This window comes from Arthrobacter sp. KNU-44 (assembly GCF_051843155.1).
Lineage (GTDB): Bacteria > Actinomycetota > Actinomycetes > Actinomycetales > Micrococcaceae > Arthrobacter.
Map to the genome: position 1 here is coordinate 3,206,051 of NZ_JBPXNG010000002.1, position 17,812 is coordinate 3,223,862.

Consider the following 17,812-nt stretch of genomic DNA (forward strand, 5'->3'; position numbering starts at 1 on the left):
GTGGGCGCGGGCTGGTTGGTAGACTACAGCCTGTGATTCAGCTGGGGGACCATAATCCGGTCGGTAAACGTTATTATCCGCACGAGTGGGCGCTCGCAGTGCTCGGCTTTGTCATGCCGCTGGGAGCGGCAACGCAGCCGGCATTCCTTGCCTCGCCCACGTTCCGCACCTGGGCAGCAGTTTTGGCGGCGTTCCTGCTCTGTTTGTCACTTTTAAAGCTGACAAAAGACCACGCGTTGAGCAGCTCGGCGCGCTATGCCATTCCTCCACTGATTGTCTACATGATCGTTGTGGGCATTGCTACGGCCCGAGGCGACTTGCCGTCGGTGCGGTATCAACTGTTTGCCCTGTTCCCACTTGCTGTTTTCGGCTTCTATGTGTCGGAAAGATTCCGCCCGGGAAGCTGGTTGCGCATCGTCTATGCGGCCAGCGTTGGCCACCTGATAATGGCTGTTGCTACCGGATCCACACGGATGGCATTCGGCGGCGTGTCTAGGCTTGAGGCCGGGACCAGCGCCGTCCTCTTAGGTTTCGAAGCATCCCTGATTGTCGTGCTTTCGCTATGGTTCATCTCACGGCGCCGGTATGTGTTCGTGAACGTTTGCGTCTTCGTTCTCGCCGGGTACTGCCTGTTCGCTGCGTTCAGCAGGGCCGCGTTCGTTTCACTGTTGATCGGAAGCGGGCTGGTGTTTGTGTTCTGGGGGCGGGGGAAGGTCCTGCGGTTCCTTATCGCAGGCATTGCCGGGACGCTGTCATACTCCGTGATCCTGCCAAAACTGATCGACTTTCTTGGTGCCAACGACCTTGAAAGCCTGTACGGAGCCAGCGGCAGATACCGTATTTGGGGCAGCGCCCTGACGTACTTCAACCAGTGGTTCCGTGGTTACGGTTTCACTGCCCTCTATGACAACACCGGTCCGGACGCCGGGCTGAAGCTTGCCACGTTCGACTTGCCGTTGGAGAACTCCCTGCTTGAGGCCCTGTTCATGGCGGGGATCGTTGGCGCAGCCCTGTGGCTCTGGCTGTTCTGGCGGAGCATCCGGGTGCTGTGGCGTGTGAGAGAAGCCAGCGGCGGGCTTAGCCTTGCCATGCTCGCGTGCCTCTCTGTGAGCGCCTTCTACAGTGTGGGGCTAAGCGGCGTTTCCTACGACTGGTGGTGGCTGTTGGCCGCTTTCAGCTTCGCCGGACTGGTACAGGAGACCCCACCCCGGCAGCCCATGTCCGCGGCCGCACCGGTAGCTAGATTCTCACCCGAGTACCGCCTCTTGGCCGCACAGCTCCAGGCGTCCAAGCCGCAACGAGGACCCGCCGGCTTAGTGGCGGCGCGCGAGGATCCGTACGCCGCCACAAAGATTAGCGAGCGAATCTAGGCGGCATCCTCGATCGTCATGGTCATGGCCTCCGCGGCCTGACCCAGCGGGCGCAGTACAGGGTTCCAGCTGCCGTGAGGGCCCATGTGGTCGCCCTAGAACGACAGTGCCTTTTGTGCGGCCCCTTGCCGCACGTGCCCACCTGCACATACGCTGTGACCGATCCAACCAGCGCCGGATCCGTGCCCGGATGCAGACTCCCGTCTAACATGGGTAGCCAGCACACGTTCAGCCCCCCGATGTTCTGTTCTAAATGTGTGCAGACTATGAGGCAACTTCTGCGCATTGCTTTCTACCCGGCAGGGTTGTGCGGCGGAAGTCCACTGAGTCCGGTGCGGTGAGGGAACCTTTCTTGCTTGAGCCTGTCGCGAAGGCGGTCCTTCGCCGGTGTTCCACGAGGATAGGAATGGAGTCGCGAATCGGGTCAGCCAGGGTTTCGTGCTCCTCACGCTCAGCATCTTAAACATGTTTCGGTGACATGGCGGGGGTACCGTGCGCGAGTCGATCAACAACTATTTCGATAGCTAAGCTCGCCTTCCATAGTCATTTCACCAGTCTGGGCGCCCAAGGCTGCATGGACAACTAACCGGAGCCCGGGCAAATATCCGGGACAGGAGAACAGCCCCTCGCTGTCAGAGACAGTGAGGGGCTGCACGCGTGTAGTCGTGGGCACGGGTCACGGCCCGCTCGGTTGCCGGTTACCCGTTACCTTTCTTATAGCCCCTGAACGAGCAAGAATCGGGGTTGCTGGCCTGTCGGCCCCGGCATGATTTAGTCCCCCAGTCGACCATGATCCGGGGGGTGTTGTCACCGGGGTGCGATAGGCGCCAGGGGATCGCTGATGGGGACCAGACCAGCTGCAGACTTTATCGCGGGAGGCCGGCCGTAACGTGGATGCCGAGCTCTGGGGCCGCAGGACATGCCAGCTGTCAGATCGGACGGAATGCTGGAGGTTATGCGTGATCAAGGACCACGAATGCGTTGATGTCTTCATCGGCGTCGACGTCGGCAAAACCAACCACCACGCGGTGGCCTTGGACAGGAACGGCAAGAAACTGCTCGACAAGACCCTGCCCCAGGACGAGGCGAAACTGCGGGCGATCATCGACAGCCTCGCAAAGCACGGGACCCTGCTGCTGGTCGTGGACCAGCCCGCCACCATCGGCGCCCTGCCGGTCGCCGTGGCGCAAGGTGCCGGCATTCTGGTCGGTTACCTGCCGGGCCTGGCGATGCGCCGCATCGCGGACCTGCACCCGGGCGAGGCCAAGACTGATGCCCGAGACGCCTACATAATCGCTGAGGCCGCCCGGACCATGCCGCACACCCTGCGCTCGATCGCCGTCACCGACGAGCAGGCCGCCGAACTGTCGATGCTCTGCGGCTTCGACGATGACCTGGCCAAGCAGGCCACGGCCGCCTCGAACCGGATCCGCGGGCTCCTCACCCAGATCCATCCCGCACTGGAACGGGCCATCGGCCCGCATCTGGACCACCCTGTGATGGCCGAGCTGCTGCAAAAATACCCCACGCCTGAGGCGTTGCGCAGGGCCGGCCGGAGCCGGGTCGCCGCGTTCATGGCCAGGTCCGCTCCGCGGGCCGGTAAAGGCTGGGCCGCGGGGGTCTTCACCGCCCTGTCCGAGCAGACCGTGGTCGGGGTCGGCACCGGTGCCGCCGGCGTCGTGCTGCCCCAGCTGGCGGCGCAGCTTGCCCAGCTGCGCGCCTCCCGGGCAGAGGTCCTGGCACAGGTTGAAAAACTCGTGGAGGCCCACCCTCTTCACCAGCTCCTGACGTCCCTACCGGCGGTCGGCGTCAGGACGGCAGCCCGGGTCATCACCGAGGTTGTCGGCAAGGAATTCAAGACCGCCGGGCACCTGGGCTCCTACTCCGGGCTCGCGCCGGTGACGTGGCGCTCCGGAACCTCAATCCGCGGAGACCACTCCTCCAAGAAGGGCAACAAGATCCTCAAACGGGCGTTCTTCCTCTCCGGCGTTCGCGTCCTTGAAAGACCCGGTCTCCCGGGAGTACTACGACCGCAAACACGCAGAGGGTAAACGGCACAACCAGGCCCTGATCGCCCTGGCACGACGCCGCTGCGACGTCCTCTTCGCGATGCTCCGCGACGGCACGTTCTACGAGGCGCCAAGCCCGAAAACCGCCTAAACACGGAGGGATACCAGCTCGCGGACACGCGCCGCAAGCCGCTTATCCCTGCCCGAAAACGGTCACATCATTTTTCGAAAAAACCTGACCCAGCGCTTGACAAAAAACATAGGGACACCCCCCAATCCCACAGGGCCGCTACCGGCGCGGTACCGGAGGGTCGGCCGGAAATGCCACCATGAGCGATGGGTGCCGGAACATCAAGGGTGGCGTGGATGGCCCGCCGGTCTCGCCGCTTTCGGTTCCAACCCGCAACTACCCGATGCGAAGCGTCAGGTTACTTTCAGCTAAATTTCAGAATTGGGGCGTAAAGGTTTCGTAAAAATCGCGTCCATCCGTGGAACAATCAGGCTACGTTTGGCTTCGAATCCCCGCGCAAGACCATCTCCGACCTGGGGTAGTGATCTGCCCACGCCGAACGATGAAGGCCTCCACATGTTCACGAAGTTGCTCAAGCTATTCACGCGCGAGAAAACCTGCGTGTTCTGCGGGGGGCCCGTGCCACCCGGAGTAAAACCAGAATTCTGCTCAGCTGAGTGCAGGGAGAACTGGGAGTATTTTCGGGCCTACTGACTACATTTAACCGGTCTTGTGAAGCCCTGGCGGATTGTTGCGTTTCTTCACGCATCTCCGCCGCTGCCGGGCCCCCGCCCCGGTCTCCTTACGTTCGGCTATGGCAATCCAACGCTTCAGCGTGGTGACCGAGATTCCGAAATCCTTTGCAATCCGCGCCAGTGGCGCGCGTCGCCCCTGCGGGCCACATCAATAACATCCTGACGGAACTCCGCCCCATAAGCCGCGGGCATGGTCAACATCCTTCCACGAGCACCAGCTCGCTAGGTCAAGAAATCAACGAAACCGGGGCAGTCCCCCCACTGTCAGGGACGGTGACGGGCTGACGGTGTGTAATCGTGGGCGCGGGCACGCGGCCCGCCAGGTTGCCAGCTTCCCCAATGCCACAAGGCCGGCATCCCGGCCGTCGGCCGTCAATGCTAAGGGGCGCTCAACCTGTCGCTCTCGAACCAAGTGGGCAGTCCTTGCGAATCGAGTAGGTGTGAGTGGGGGACCGGGTGTCGCCCCTGAGTCTGGTGTGGCAAAACCAGTGATGATCACTCGTGTTGCCTATAAGTGAAATCCCTAGGCTCAGAATCACACTAACCGGGCTTATAGGCAGGTCTGATCATGAAGCGTTTCGAAGGTGCTTTGCCCGCACTCAAGGGGAATCTCAACCGACGAAGTTTGTTCCGGGTAGGTGCTGTTGCTGCGGCCGGCTCTATCGCTACGGTTACTCTGGCAAGCCAGCCGGCTGCGGCGGCCTGCGCCTGCGGAGTCGTTCATGCGGCCGTCGAAACCATAGCACCGGGCCATACCGCGGCTTCGATGGCCATAAGTCGGGCATCCGTGGTTACCGCAGCGGCACCCCCGAGTATTGATGTGACCCTCGCGCACGCTCCGCGCGGCACACTTGTGAAAATCCCGACCTATGAAGGATCGGGTGTTGCAGTCCATCCGTCTGTCTACTTCAAGGCTGACGGTTGGAATGGGCACAGTTATTGGATGGTATTCACGCCATATCCAAACTCAAATAACCAGCTCGAGAACCCGTCTATTGTCTACTCGGATGATGGGAACACCTGGACGGTTCCTGCCGGATTGACGAACCCCGTCATTCCTGTAGTGAACGACCCAGCTGGCGGCTATAATTCTGACCCGAATCTATTTATTGACCCCTCAGGGCTTATGTATCTGTTCTGGCGCCTCAACACCTACGACGGCTGGGAGTACCACTATGTGGTGACAAGCAAGGACGGCGTTAATTGGGGCGCGAGGACGCTCGTCAGGAAGGACGCGCAGTCCGTTCGCCGCCTTCTCGCACCGTCGTACACGCAGCTCGCCGACGGGAGTTGGGTGGTGTACGCGGTGGACGCAGCCAAGGCCCCCCGCACCTTCGTCACGGCCACCGCGCCAGCCGTGGCCGGACCCTGGACTACACCGCAGATCTGCACCATCACCGGCAACTCTGCAATTCCCTGGCATGTCGACCTGCACCGTGTCGGCGCTGAATGGCAGGCGCTCGTCATGTCTGACGTGTCAGACGGCAGCGCTGGTGATCTTTGGGCGATGGTCTCGCAGGATGGCCTGAACTTCACGGCCGGCCCACCACTAATCGACAAGGGAACGCCCAGCGTCGACTGGGATGCGTCCTATTACAAGTCCGCGTTTGTTCCGGCCGTGCGAAACGGCGTGGCTGGCTGGGATACGTGGTTGGGTGGGGGAAGTTTCCCGGCGTCGGGGCAGATTATCGGGCGGACCTTCGTGTCGTTCAACGCGCCGATTGTTACGCAGTCTGCGCCGACGGGCTCGACCAAGACCGTCGAGGTTCTCGCCGCGAAGAGTGGGTTGCCACCCTGGATCGGGTGCGATTCGTTTGCCCGCGCAAATGCTGCGACTCTTGGCACTTCGGAGGGCGGCCAGGTCTGGGTTTCCTCTGCTGGAGCGTTCACGGTTGCGGGGAAGGGGGCGGTACCGTCGGCGAACGCAAATTCGCGTGCGCACGTGAATGTGGGAGTGGCGGATGTGAAGGCGACAGTGCAGATAACCGGGTCAAACACGGTGGAGCATTGGCTGGTGGCACGCTTTGTTGATGCGGCAAATTATTACCGTCTCGGGATCTCGTGGGATGGGCGGTTGTCCCTTGAGAAGGTGGCAGCTGGTGCTGTCACGACACTGGCTACCGTTCTTCCGTCTGCGCCAGCGACCGGTACGGAAATCTCATTGCAGTTCACTGGACCGACCATTCAGGCTTTTGTTGACGGGGTTCCGACTGTGACGGTCACTGATTCGACGCACACAGGAACGTCATTCGGCATTCAGGCAGCATCCACGTCAGCCAAATTCCGAAACTTCAGGGTCTGCACGAATTGACCCTCCCGGTTGGTAGACCCTGCAAGTGATTCAACTGGGAAAGGCTCATCCGTCCGATAAGTGAGTGGTTCTTTCGAACCTGGGGCGACAGGGGGTGCTCGTTCGCAACTCGGTCCTCTCGCAGCGCCCGGGTTTCAGCGAGTGGCGACCCGACGTGAAACATCAGGTTGCTTTCAGCCAAATATCGGCATACAGGCGTAAAGAATTCGTAAAGATCGGGTCGATTTGGGAAACAGGCAATGTACGTTCAGTGGGACTCACCATGCCGTTTCATGGCATGGGTGCGATTCGCCCAAGCCAAACGATAAAGGTCCCTACATGTTCATGAAGTTGCATTGGCTATTTGGGCGCGGGAACACCTGTCAGTTCTGCGAAGGGCTAGTTGCCGCCGAGATGAAGTCCGATTTCTGTTCAGCCGAGTGCAGGGATGACTGGGAACACATGCAGGTCTACTGACGCGGATTCATCTCTTGGCGTCACTCATGGGGCAACAGCGCGCCGATCTCACCAGATGCCCGGCCGTATGGAATGTTGACCGCGTCAGGGCGGCGTGCCGGGCCAGTGTCTCGTGCCCTCGGTCGTTAGCCGACCCAGCGTCCATGACGAGGGTTTCCGATACCCCGGCTATTCTGTCGGCGCGGAGCGCCGACGCGTCGAGCTTCGGCCTGGTGAGAGTGCAGTTGTCAGCGCGGCACGTGTCGCTCATTTGTTGTCAAGGAATGCAATAACTGCATATCTCGTATCGGGTGCATTGTTCCACGCCGTTGGCGAGATCAAGGCCGTAGGTGACCCACGCCCGCACTTTTGTCGGCGTTAGCCCACATCCGGACCTGAACCGCTCAGACCGTCGGAGTGAAGTCCCTTTCACGTGAAGGCAACCTTTGAGGTTGACGTCGGTGCGCTGCTTAAATCGATGCCGGAACCTCAATGAGTCCCGCGCGTGGTGAGCGACAAAAGCAACCACGTGCGGAACAACGGACCCGAATTCATCCAGCCGGCCGCCTGACCTCCACCTTAGGTGGCGCGGCCCGGGTGGTTCCGGGCTTCCGCTTGCGACGTTGGCCAACCGACTTGCGATCATTTCGCGCCGGTCCGCGCCGTCCCGAGACGAAGACAACAGCTACAAGTGCTGCGCCAACTATCACGGCTATGACCCAGATCCATTGTTGTCCGTCCACGTTCTCCACCAATCTCAGGCTGTCGGCTGTTGGGGCTCGGTCATGGGCGATCCGGCGTTTCCGCCTTGGTGTGGACGCTGTGGGAAACATTATGGCAGAGAGCGACTGTTGTTGCGAGTGGTCTGGTCTCTACTAGTTCTCAAGGCTTCAGCGCGAGAACTTTGCCAGATACAGGGATAACCAATGGTCCGGTATTGAACGACGCGTTAGGCGGTCCACCCCGACTAACGAAAGAGAAATTTTGTATGCCCACGGTGGCGATTTTAGGCCGCAGAGGAAACCAGCTTCTGGAAGCTTCGCTTTCGCTTGCTCCCATGCCTGTGTGGCCCCGGTAGATCCAGAGCCTGGGCGTGGAAGCATGTGTTCGTACCGGCGCCATAGTCGATGGATTACTACGACCCCCCGCCGTCCTGAGATAACGACGGCTGAACGTGCGGGAGCGCGGGTGCGCGGCCCGCCAAGTCGCGGGCTTCCCGGCCAAGACCGCAGGTGACTACATAAGGGATGGTGTCCGCAAAATCAAAAATTGGATCGGCCACACGATATTCTCGCCGGGTATCGGATTCGCCGAGTAGCGACATGGCGTAAAACATCAGGTTGCATTCAGCTAAGTGTCAGAATTGACGCGTAAAGATTTCGTAAAGACGGCGTCGATCTCGGGGACGGGCGAGCTACGTTTACTGTGATTCCGCATGGCGCGCTTCTCATGGTCTGGGGTAACTAATTGCCCACCGATGAGAGGCCCGATATGCTCACGAAGTTGTTGTGGCTATTCAAGCGCGAGAAAACTTGCCGCTACTGCGGGGAGCCCGTACCCCGCAGAGCGAAGTCAGAATTCTGTTCGACTGAGTGCAAGGATGATTGCGACTACCTGCAGATCTACTGACACCGATTTATCCCGTGGCGTAACTCATCAGCATTCTTGATTGAGTGCCACCTTGACGAATGCTGCGGTCTGGTATGCGTACATGTACGCCCATGATGGCGTGGATTTTTTGGTCGATAGCAACGGTAGATCCTTCTGATATGAAACCATGTTGAGTTCCCCTTGGAAACAGCGTTGCACGATGACCCGTGCTCGCGTGACGTGGTATTGGGCGGTGAGCACGTTGGCGCTCTTCCACCCGTTTTCTTGAGCGAGAGTGCGCAGCTCTCTCGCTTCGCCTTGGGTGGTTCCGGGGTCCGGTTTGAAGCAAATGATCCGATAAGGGCGCTGTTCGTCACAGAGAGTAAGGCGAGGGTAGCCGGCCACGCCTTGTGGAACCGATATTACGAGCGTGTGCGCATAGCCTTGGTCCATAAGCTTCTCAGCGTAGTCCACGCGGTCATCAGCGGGCCCGAGTACGAAGAGCACGTCAGCGTGTTTCGGGGCATCAGCTGGGGGCTCTACGTATAGAAACAGGCCCGCGGTTGCCCATAGGAGGACGGGGGAGACGCACAAGACGATGATGCTGATGATGTGCTTGCGTCGTTTCCGGCGTGGCGCTGTTCTTTTCTCCGGGATCATGGTGCTGGTCATGCCGTCCTCTGTCGCTTGGGGATGGAAAGGCACCTTTGCCCGCACAAATGGATTGTATCTGCCATGTCTGCTCCATCCCTCTGGCGCTATTGAAACAAGTAGCGCACACTCTAGCCGGGCTCAGCCCGGCACCGTACGGTTGCTTTCGTCTAGCCAACCACTACGGTCCCGCGACGCTCGCCCCATCCGACCCGGGAGGTGAGACACTGTCGCAGCAGTCCTTGTGAACCGTGCCTGACGTTGACTTGCCGAACGGTCTCCCCATACCAGCAGGGCCGCCCGGCGGTCCTGCTGGTATCGGTGAAGCAAAGTCGTGCCCCGACTGCCGAATGGATACCAAGCGATGAAGACCACAAACCCACTGCGCACGGCCAGCCCCGCGACGCGCCCCACGATCTCAGCACCCCTCCGGTTCCGCACGACCGCGGCGGGCAGCGTCATGCTGCTGGCCGTGGGCATGCTCTGCGGCATCGTTGCAGCGACACCCGCGCATGCCGCGGCCGCCACCATTGTGTCGCTGACGTTCGACGACAATAACGCGGACCAGCTCCCCGCTGAACAGACGATGAAATCCCTAGGACTCACCGGCACCTTTTACACCGTGTCTGGATGGGTCGACCAGCCGGGCTACCTCACCCAAGCCAACCTGGAACAGATAGCAGCCGACGGCAACGAGATCGGCGGCCACACAGTCAGTCACCCCGACCTGGTCAACCTCCCTGCCGACGAAGCGACAAGGCAGATCTGCAACGGCCGGGTAGCCCTGACGAACATGGGCTTCAAAATCACCAGCTTCGCCTATCCATTCGCATCCCAGGATCCCAACACCCAGGCCATCGTGCAGGACTGTGGATTCAACAGCGCCCGCGGGCTCGGTGACCTGCAGAGCAAGGACCCGGCCTCAGCCGGATTCCCCACAGGCGAAAGCATTCCCCCGGCAAATCCTTACGACACCGCGGCCCCCTCCGAAGTGGACAGCACCTGGACCCTGCAGGACCTGCAAAACACCATCACCAACGCTCAAGCCAACGGCGGCGGCTGGGTGCAGCTGACCTTCCACCACATCGCAACCGACACCGACCCCACCCTGACGATCAGCCCCGACCTGTTTAGCCAGTTTGCCCAGTGGTTGGCCGACCAGAAGGCCGGCGGCACCATCGATGTCCAGACCGTGGACCAGGTCATAGGCGGAGCAGTTCAACCCGTCCTGTCCGGACCCGACGTACCCGCACCGGTCCCCGGGGCCAACATGATCCAGAACCCAGGCTTGGAGAACCTTTCAAACGGCATCCCGCAGTGCTGGGCCGCGGGCGGCTACGGCACGAACACGCCCGCGTTCACCGTCATCAACCCGGGCCACAGCGGCACCAATGCCGAACAGCTCACCATCACTAACTACGTAGACGGTGATGCGAAACTCCTGCCGGCCCTGGACCTGGGGGGATGCTCCCCGACAGGGACCGTCGGCCACGCTTACCAGCTCAAGGCCTGGTATACCTCGACTGCCCCCACCCAGTTCGAGCTCTACTACCGCACCGGCACCGGATACTGGCAGTACTGGACCGCGAGCCCTCTGTTCACCGCTTCCACCGATTGGACCCAGTTGACTTGGACCACTCCTGCCCTGCCAGCCGGCGCCTCCGGCATCAGCTGGGGACTGAACATCCAAACCAACGGCACCATCACCACCGACGACTACGAAATGTACGACACTGGTTACAACACGCCATCTCCAACCCCATAATTTCCGCACATCTTAAATACGATGCATCAATTGGATTGGTAAAAGAGATTCTACTTTCTTGCTGCTGGTGATTTGGGTCGAGAGATAGGAAATTCATTCCAGACGAGTGCGCCGTCTACATTATTTCTCTTCGGTGGACGCGCATAAGCTTCTCTGGCCGCGAGAGCCCGCGCATTGCCGCTGCTCCCTCGCTCAGCTGGCTGACTGGTCCATCGCTGAGCGATCCGTACCCGTCATATTTATCCGGAGAATTGACGAATTCGGCAATGTGCTCTGCAAATGCGCGGAGACCGTTTTTCGTGAATTTATCCACCGTGTCCGGGAGGGCTTGACCACGCGCTTGACCGCGCTCTTGACCACTGGGACAGAATGGGTCCATGAGTCGAATCGCAATCATCGGCGGCCACGGCAAGGTGGCCTTGCAACTGTCCCGCATCCTGAGCAACGAAGGTCACTCGGTCACTTCCTTCATCCGCAATCCGGAACACGCGCCCGACGTCGAAGTGACGGGTGCCGCCCCGGTAGTACTCGACGTCGAGAATTCGACGACGGCGGAGATCGCCTCTGCACTTGACGGCCACGACGCGGTGGTGTGGTCCGCCGGGGCAGGCGGGGGCAATCCGCAACGTACGTATGCAGTGGACAGGGACGCCGCCATCCGCTCGATGGATGCAGCGGCGCAAACGGGCGTGGCCCGCTATGTGATGGTGTCCTACTTCGGCGCAGGACCCGGCCATGGGGTTCCCGAGGACAACAGCTTCTTCGCCTACGCGGATGCCAAGGCTGCGGCGGACGAGTACCTGCGTGCGACTGGCCTCGACTGGACGATCCTTGGCCCGGGCGCACTGACCAGCAAGCCTGGGTCTGCGCTCATTGAGGTAAGCCCCGCCGATCCGAGCACCGGGACCGAAACTTCGCGGGCCAATGTTGCCCTGGTGGCTGCCGCCGTCCTGGAACTGCCCGAGACTGTCCGCCGCACCATCGAGTTCAGGGACGGCTCGGTGCCTGTGGTGGAGGCCCTCACCGCGTCCTAGCCACACGCTGCCGGGCCCGGAGCCGGGCCGGGACCGCACGTCGCCGGGATATGTTTGTAGGGCTGGTCCCGAGGCAATGCCCGGGACGCTGCCACTACGACGTCTGGGGAAATCGGGAACATGGACCAGTTGGCACTCATTGTTGGATTGCTGCTTGCAACGGTCGTTGCCGTTGGCTTGGGGGACCGCTTGCGGCTCCCGTACCCGGTGCTGATGCTGTTGCTGGCTGCGGCGATGACCTTCATTCCGGGCTTCCCGGACTTTGAGCTTGCGCCTGAACTGATCCTCCCGATCTTCCTCCCTCCGCTGCTCTTCGCGACCGCCCAGAAAAGTTCCTGGGCGGTCTTCCGGGTCCGTTGGCGGACGCTTCTGCTCATGGCGGTGGCACTCGTGGTCGTTTCGACGGCGGTTATTGCCGGAGCCTCGTGGCTCATGATTCCAGGGATCGGCATTCCTGCGGCGATCGCACTGGGCGCCATGGTGGCTCCGCCGGACCCCGTCGCGGTTGAATCCGTTGCCGGCCGCGTCCACATGCCGCGCAGGCTCATCACCGTGCTGCAGAGCGAAGGTCTGTTCAACGACGCCGCCGCGATCGTGATCTTCCAGGCTGCGGTGGCGGCGACGGTTTCAGGCACCAAGCTGGGGGTCGGCGTCGTGCTCCAATTCGTCATCGGTGCCGCCGTTGCCGTCATTGTCGGCATTGCGATGGGCTGGTTGACGAGGCTGATCACCAAGCTGGTCACCTCCATGGTGGCCCGAAGTGCCGTGACCCTGGTGATTCCCTTCGCTGCATACATCCTGGCTGAAGAGCTGCACGCCTCGGGGGTGATCGCCGTCGTCGTCACGGCCCTCGAGACACAGCGGCACGCGCGGTCGCAGGACGCAGCCGAGCGTGTCACCCGCACCGCCTTCTGGGATGTGGTGGAACTCCTTGCCACGGGCCTGGCATTCGGCCTTGTGGGTTTGGAGATCCGGCATGTGATCCGGGACGAGGGCGCAGCGATTTACGGCATGATTGGCCCGGCCGTGGCGGTCTGCGTGCTCGTGTTCGTTGTCCGTTTCGCCTGGCTCGGGCTTTTGGCAATCTCGGCCCGCAAGCGGAAGAACCTGCTGCAGCCCGCTTCCCCCAAGGAGGTCCTGATCCTGACCTGGTGCGGCATGCGGGGGCTGGCGACGCTCGCGCTCGCCTTGGCCCTTCCGCTGACTATTGCGGACGGCAGTGACTTCCCTGCCCGGCACGAGATCCTGGTCATCGCCTGCGCCGTACTGCTGGCCACCCTGGTGCTGCCGGGGCTGACCCTTCCGTGGCTCATGCGCGTGCTCAAGGCGTCCGAAGACGGTTCACACGAAAAGGATGCCGCGCGGCTCTTGGCCAAACGCGCCCAGACTGCTGCCATCTCTGCGCTCAAGGAACACGATCTGATGAAGGAGCTGCCGGCGGACAAGGTGGCCCTCGTCAAGGAAAAAATGACCCGCCTGCATGCCGAGCTGCTCGACGGGACATTGAAGAATGAGTCGGACGCTGAGAAGCGCCAACGCGGCAGGGAACTGGCGATCGCGGTCCAGACCATCGCCCTCGACGCCGCGCGCCAGGAAGTGGTCGCGGCGCGGAGTGAGCCCGGGATGGATCCCGAGGTTGCGGACCGGGTGCTGCGCCAGCTGGACCTCCGCACTATGGCGATGCCGGATTAGCCGCCGAAGGCCCTACGCGCGCCGCAACACCAGATCCAAAGAGTTCTTCTCCACGTGGTCCAGTGCGTGGCGCACCGCGCCGATGCCCACGATCGCGTCGCCCAAGGGGGACGCTGCCAGCCGTGGGGGAGTGGCGGTGTAGCTAGCCAGCTTCCGGGCGGCCGGCTCTAGGAGGACCGACGCCGAATCTGCCACCGCGCCGCCGATCACCACGAGCTCCGGGTTGAGCAAAATGGCTACTGTGGAGACTACGCGGGCCAGCCGGTCCGAGAGCCGGTCCAGGATGTCCAGCGCAACTTTGTCACCCTGGGCAGCTGCGGCGAAGACGTGTTGGGCGGTCACCTCGCGATCCGGCGGGGCTGCCGTCCGCAGCGTCGTTTTCGACTTTCCCGCCACGGCTTCCGCCGCCCACAGCCTGGCGAGTGCAGCGAGGCCGTCCGCCGATCCGACACCCTCCACCATGTCCAAATAGGCCATTTCACCCGCGCCCCCGGCAGTACCGTGAAGCAGCCTGCCGGATTCCACCAGGCCCGCACCGAAACGCTCACCGGCCAGGAGCACGGCCAGGTCCTGGACGCCGCTGCCGGCGCCGCGCCAACATTCGCCCAATGCGGCCAAGTTGGCATCGTTCTCCAGCATTACCGCCCATCCGTGCAGCTCGTGCAGGGCCTTCTTCAGGCCGACGTCGAACAGGCTCCAGAACGGCTGGCTGACGAGGATATTTCCGTCGCGGCCCACCGGGGCGGCTAGCCCGACCGTCACGGCAAGGACCTTGTCCGGTGCCACTCCGGCGGACTCGAGGGCGAGCAGCGCGGTTTCGCTGATGACCCGGATCCGTTCCTCCGCTTCGATCTCCCTGGCGCGGAATGGCCCACTGGCCCGTCCGACGGTCCTGCCGCGCAGATCGGCCACTACCACTGTGGTCTTGAGGACGCCGACGTCGATACCCAGGACGCAGCCAGCAGTTTCGTCGAGTTCGAAGCGCCGCGCGGGGCGACCCTTCTGGTAGGCGCCGAAATCGCGCTGGTTTTCCAGCTCGCGGATCCAGCCCCGGGCCATAAGGTCTTCGCACACGGAAAGGGCAGTGGCACGGGTCAGGCCGGTGGCGTCCATCAGTTCAGAAACGGTCACGGCGTTGGAAGAACGGATGACTCCGAGCACGGTGGCCGCGTTGAACCGCCGGAGCATCTGCGGAGTGGCAGTCGCGATTTCAGCCATGGCTGTTGACCTCCTGTAGGTATACGTCACATAATACTTGAGGTACTAAATTTAGATTCTAAATAAAAGTCCTATCCATCGAAGCGTCGACACAGAACAGGATTTCCTTTGTCCTCCACCGTCACCATGGCAACCCACTTCGACTCCGAGCGCTCCGAGCGCATGGCCGATCCGAACTGGTGGCGCCAAGCGGCTGTCTACCAGATCTACCCGCGCAGCTTCTCCGATGCGAACGGCGACGGCCTGGGCGACATCAAGGGCATTACCGCCAAGGTTCCGTACCTGAAGTCCCTTGGCATTGACGCCGTCTGGTTGAGCCCGTTCTACCCCTCGGCCCTTGCCGACGGCGGCTACGACGTCGACGACTACCGCAACGTGGACCCCAAGCTGGGCACCCTGGCCGACTTCGATGAGATGGCGGCCGCCCTGCACGCCGCGGGCATCAAGTTGATCGCGGACATCGTCCCGAACCACTCCTCGGACCGGCACGAATGGTTCAAGGAGGCGCTGGCGTCCCCGAAGGGCTCGGCAGCCCGTGAACGCTACATCTTCCGCGACGGCCTGGGCGAAAACGGCGAACTGCCCCCGGCCGACTGGGACTCGATCTTCGGCGGCCCGGCCTGGGAGCGCATCACCGAACCGGATGGCACCCCCGGACAGTGGTACATGCACATCTTCACCAAGGAGCAGCCGGACTTCAACTGGGACAACCCCGAGGTCCGCGAGGACTTCTTGAAGACCCTGCGCTTCTGGTCCGACCGTGGCGTGGACGGCTTCCGCATCGACGTCGCCCACGCCCTCACGAAGGACCTGCCGGAGGTTCTGCCCTCCAAGAACGAACTGCCCAAGGAAGGCGAAAACGCCTTGGGCGAGCACCCGTTCTGGGACCGCGACGAGGTACACGAAATCTACGCCGAGTGGCGCAAGGTCTTCAACGAGTACAACCCTCCCCGCACGGCCGTCGCGGAAGCGTGGGTCCATGCAGACCGCCGCGCCCGCTACGCCAGCCCCGAAGGACTGGGTCAGGCTTTCAACTTCGATCTCCTCCAGGCCGATTTTGACGCCGAACAGTTCCGCACGATCATCACGAAGAACCTCGGTGAGGCCGCGGCATCCGGTGCTTCCTCGACCTGGGTCTTCTCCAACCACGACGTCGTCCGGCACGCCACGCGCTACGGTTTGCCTGCGGGTGGCGGCCGTGACGGCTTGGGCCAGGACGGCAAGCAATGGCTGCTCGACGGCGGTTCGGCCGCCGACGTCGACGCCGAGCTTGGCTTGCGCCGGGCCCGCGCCGCGTCGCTGCTGATGTTCGCCCTGCCGGGTTCCGCGTACCTGTACCAGGGCGAGGAACTTGGGCTGCAGGAAGTCGGCGACATCGTGGCCGGCCAGCGCCAGGACCCGGCGTTCTTCCGCAACCCGGGAGTCGACGTCGGCCGCGACGGCTGCCGTGTCCCGCTGCCGTGGACCGGCAAAGGTTCGTCGTTCGGCTTCGGCGATGGACATGCCCACTTGCCGCAGCCTGAATGGTTTGCCGGCTACGCGGTGGACGCGCAGGAGAACGTTCCCGGCTCCACCCTTGAGCTGTACCGCAAGGCACTTGAACTGCGTTCGGAACTGCGGGCGGCCGAGGACCTTGAATGGATCCCCTCGGGCAATGAGTCCGTGCTGCACTTCGCGCGGCCCAACGGCTGGCAGTCGGTGACCAACTTCGGCACCGAACCCGTGGCACTTCCGGAAGGCACCGTCGTCGTGAGCAGCGCACCGCTCGACGGCGGCAAGCTCCCGGCAAACACCACGGCCTGGATCGTCTAACCTCTGGGCGCTAACCCTCACCCCTTACCCAACTGGCCCGCAGTTAATGTCGTTTTGAAGGCTGTAAACGACAACAACTGCGGGCTAGTTGGGTGTGAAAGAGTTGGAAAATGACTGCAAAGAGTGAAACAGCCGCGGGCCGGCTCATCTATGGCTGCATGGGTCTCGGAGGTCCTTGGGAGGGCAGCGAATACGGGGCTGCCGACGTTGATCAGGCCGCGGCCGCGATCGAAGCCGCCATGGGCATCGGGATCACCCTGTTCGACCACGCCGACATCTACGGCAGCGGCAAGTCCGAGGCAGTTTTCGGCGAGGTCCTGGCCAGGACGCCAGGGTTGCGGGAGAAGATCCAGCTCCAGACCAAGTGCGGAATCCGGCTCGGCCAACCCGGCGTCGACGGACATTACGACCTCAGCAAGGACGCGATCCTGGAACGGGTCAATGGAAGCCTGGAACGGTTGCGGACCGACTACGTCGACGTGCTTCTGCTTCACCGCCCCGACCCCTTGATGGAACCCGCAGAGGTGGCCTCCGCCGTCGGGCAGCTCATAGCGGAAGGCAAAGTGCGGCAATTGGGCGTGTCCAACATGTCCGGCGCGCAGATCGCCTTCCTGCAGGACCAGCTGGAGGTGCCGATCGTGGCCAACCAGCTGGAAATGAGCCTGAACCGGCGAGCCTGGCTTGAGAGCACGGTCCTGGTCAACCACGACGACGCCCTCGGCTACAGTTTCCCGCACGGCACCTTGGAATACTGCGTCGGCCAGGGGATTGAGTTGCAGGCCTACGGTTCCCTCGCCCAGGGCCGGTACACGGGCTCGACGCCGGATGCCCCGACTGCCGCGGACGCTGCGACTGCCGCTCTTGTCGCCGAGCTTGCGGAAGCAAAGGGTGTCACTCCCGAGGCCGTGTTGTTGGGGTGGCTCATGAAGCATCCGGCACGCATTTCCCCGGTGCTCGGCAGTTCCAACCCGGCGCGGATCGCTGCCTGCGCGGACGCTGCCGCCGTCGCCGCAGCCATGACGCGGACCGAGTGGTACGGCCTGTGGGTGGCCGCGCGGGGCAGCAAGCTCCCCTAAGCCCGTTAAGCCCAACTGACTCGCGTTAGATGTCGTTATGAGCCCTGAAAACGACAATAAATGCGAGTCAGTTGGGTTACGACA

General features: G+C 62.3%; 9 protein-coding genes and 2 pseudogenes. 8 read left to right on the plus strand and 3 right to left on the minus strand.

The window, feature by feature from the left end:
• The first annotated feature begins 32 nt into the window (after positions 1–32).
• Entirely contained in the window at positions 33–1,370 is a 1,338-nt protein-coding gene (locus ACSVHC_RS16035) for an O-antigen ligase family protein (RefSeq protein ID WP_437771099.1), read from the plus strand.
• A gap of 962 nt (positions 1,371–2,332) precedes the next feature.
• Positions 2,333–3,530: pseudogene (locus ACSVHC_RS16040) on the plus strand (IS110 family RNA-guided transposase).
• A 609-nt stretch (positions 3,531–4,139) separates the two neighbouring features.
• Here ACSVHC_RS16040 and ACSVHC_RS16045 read toward each other — a convergent pair.
• Positions 4,140–4,336, minus strand: a pseudogene (locus ACSVHC_RS16045) (transposase); the annotation flags it as partial.
• A gap of 376 nt (positions 4,337–4,712) precedes the next feature.
• Here ACSVHC_RS16045 and ACSVHC_RS16050 point away from each other — a divergent pair.
• Positions 4,713–6,455: a glycoside hydrolase family protein gene (locus tag ACSVHC_RS16050; RefSeq protein WP_437771098.1), complete on the plus strand. Its 1,743-nt coding sequence runs from the start codon at positions 4,713–4,715 to the stop codon at positions 6,453–6,455.
• Between the two features lie 2,091 nt (positions 6,456–8,546).
• Here ACSVHC_RS16050 and ACSVHC_RS16055 read toward each other — a convergent pair.
• Complete coding sequence (locus ACSVHC_RS16055; protein WP_437771097.1) at positions 8,547–9,152, minus strand: YdcF family protein; 606 nt, start codon at positions 9,150–9,152, stop codon at positions 8,547–8,549.
• 343 nt (positions 9,153–9,495) lie between these two features.
• On the opposite strand from ACSVHC_RS16055, the gene ACSVHC_RS16060 reads away from it, so the two are divergent.
• The 3 genes from ACSVHC_RS16060 to ACSVHC_RS16070 all read left to right on the plus strand — a co-directional run bounded on the left by ACSVHC_RS16060 (position 9,496) and on the right by ACSVHC_RS16070 (position 13,622).
• Positions 9,496–10,896, plus strand: coding sequence for a polysaccharide deacetylase family protein (locus ACSVHC_RS16060; protein ID WP_439181123.1), 1,401 nt, complete (start codon positions 9,496–9,498; stop codon positions 10,894–10,896).
• A 377-nt stretch (positions 10,897–11,273) separates the two neighbouring features.
• Positions 11,274–11,930: an NAD(P)H-binding protein gene (locus tag ACSVHC_RS16065; RefSeq protein ID WP_439181124.1), complete on the plus strand. Its 657-nt coding sequence runs from the start codon at positions 11,274–11,276 to the stop codon at positions 11,928–11,930.
• A 120-nt stretch (positions 11,931–12,050) separates the two neighbouring features.
• A complete protein-coding gene (locus ACSVHC_RS16070; protein ID WP_437771094.1) occupies positions 12,051–13,622 on the plus strand; it encodes a Na+/H+ antiporter in 1,572 nt (523 codons plus the stop codon).
• Between the two features lie 12 nt (positions 13,623–13,634).
• On the opposite strand, the gene ACSVHC_RS16075 is transcribed toward ACSVHC_RS16070, so the two are convergent.
• On the minus strand, positions 13,635–14,840 hold the full coding sequence (locus tag ACSVHC_RS16075; protein WP_437771093.1) for an ROK family transcriptional regulator: 1,206 nt from the start codon (positions 14,838–14,840) through the stop codon (positions 13,635–13,637).
• Between the two features lie 108 nt (positions 14,841–14,948).
• Here ACSVHC_RS16075 and ACSVHC_RS16080 point away from each other — a divergent pair, with 108 nt between their 5' ends.
• Both ACSVHC_RS16080 and ACSVHC_RS16085 read left to right on the plus strand, forming a co-directional pair.
• Entirely contained in the window at positions 14,949–16,652 is a 1,704-nt protein-coding gene (locus ACSVHC_RS16080) for a glycoside hydrolase family 13 protein (RefSeq protein WP_437771092.1), read from the plus strand.
• Between the two features lie 110 nt (positions 16,653–16,762).
• Positions 16,763–17,728: an aldo/keto reductase gene (locus ACSVHC_RS16085; RefSeq protein ID WP_439181125.1), complete on the plus strand. Its 966-nt coding sequence runs from the start codon at positions 16,763–16,765 to the stop codon at positions 17,726–17,728.
• The last annotated feature ends 84 nt before the right edge of the window (positions 17,729–17,812 follow it).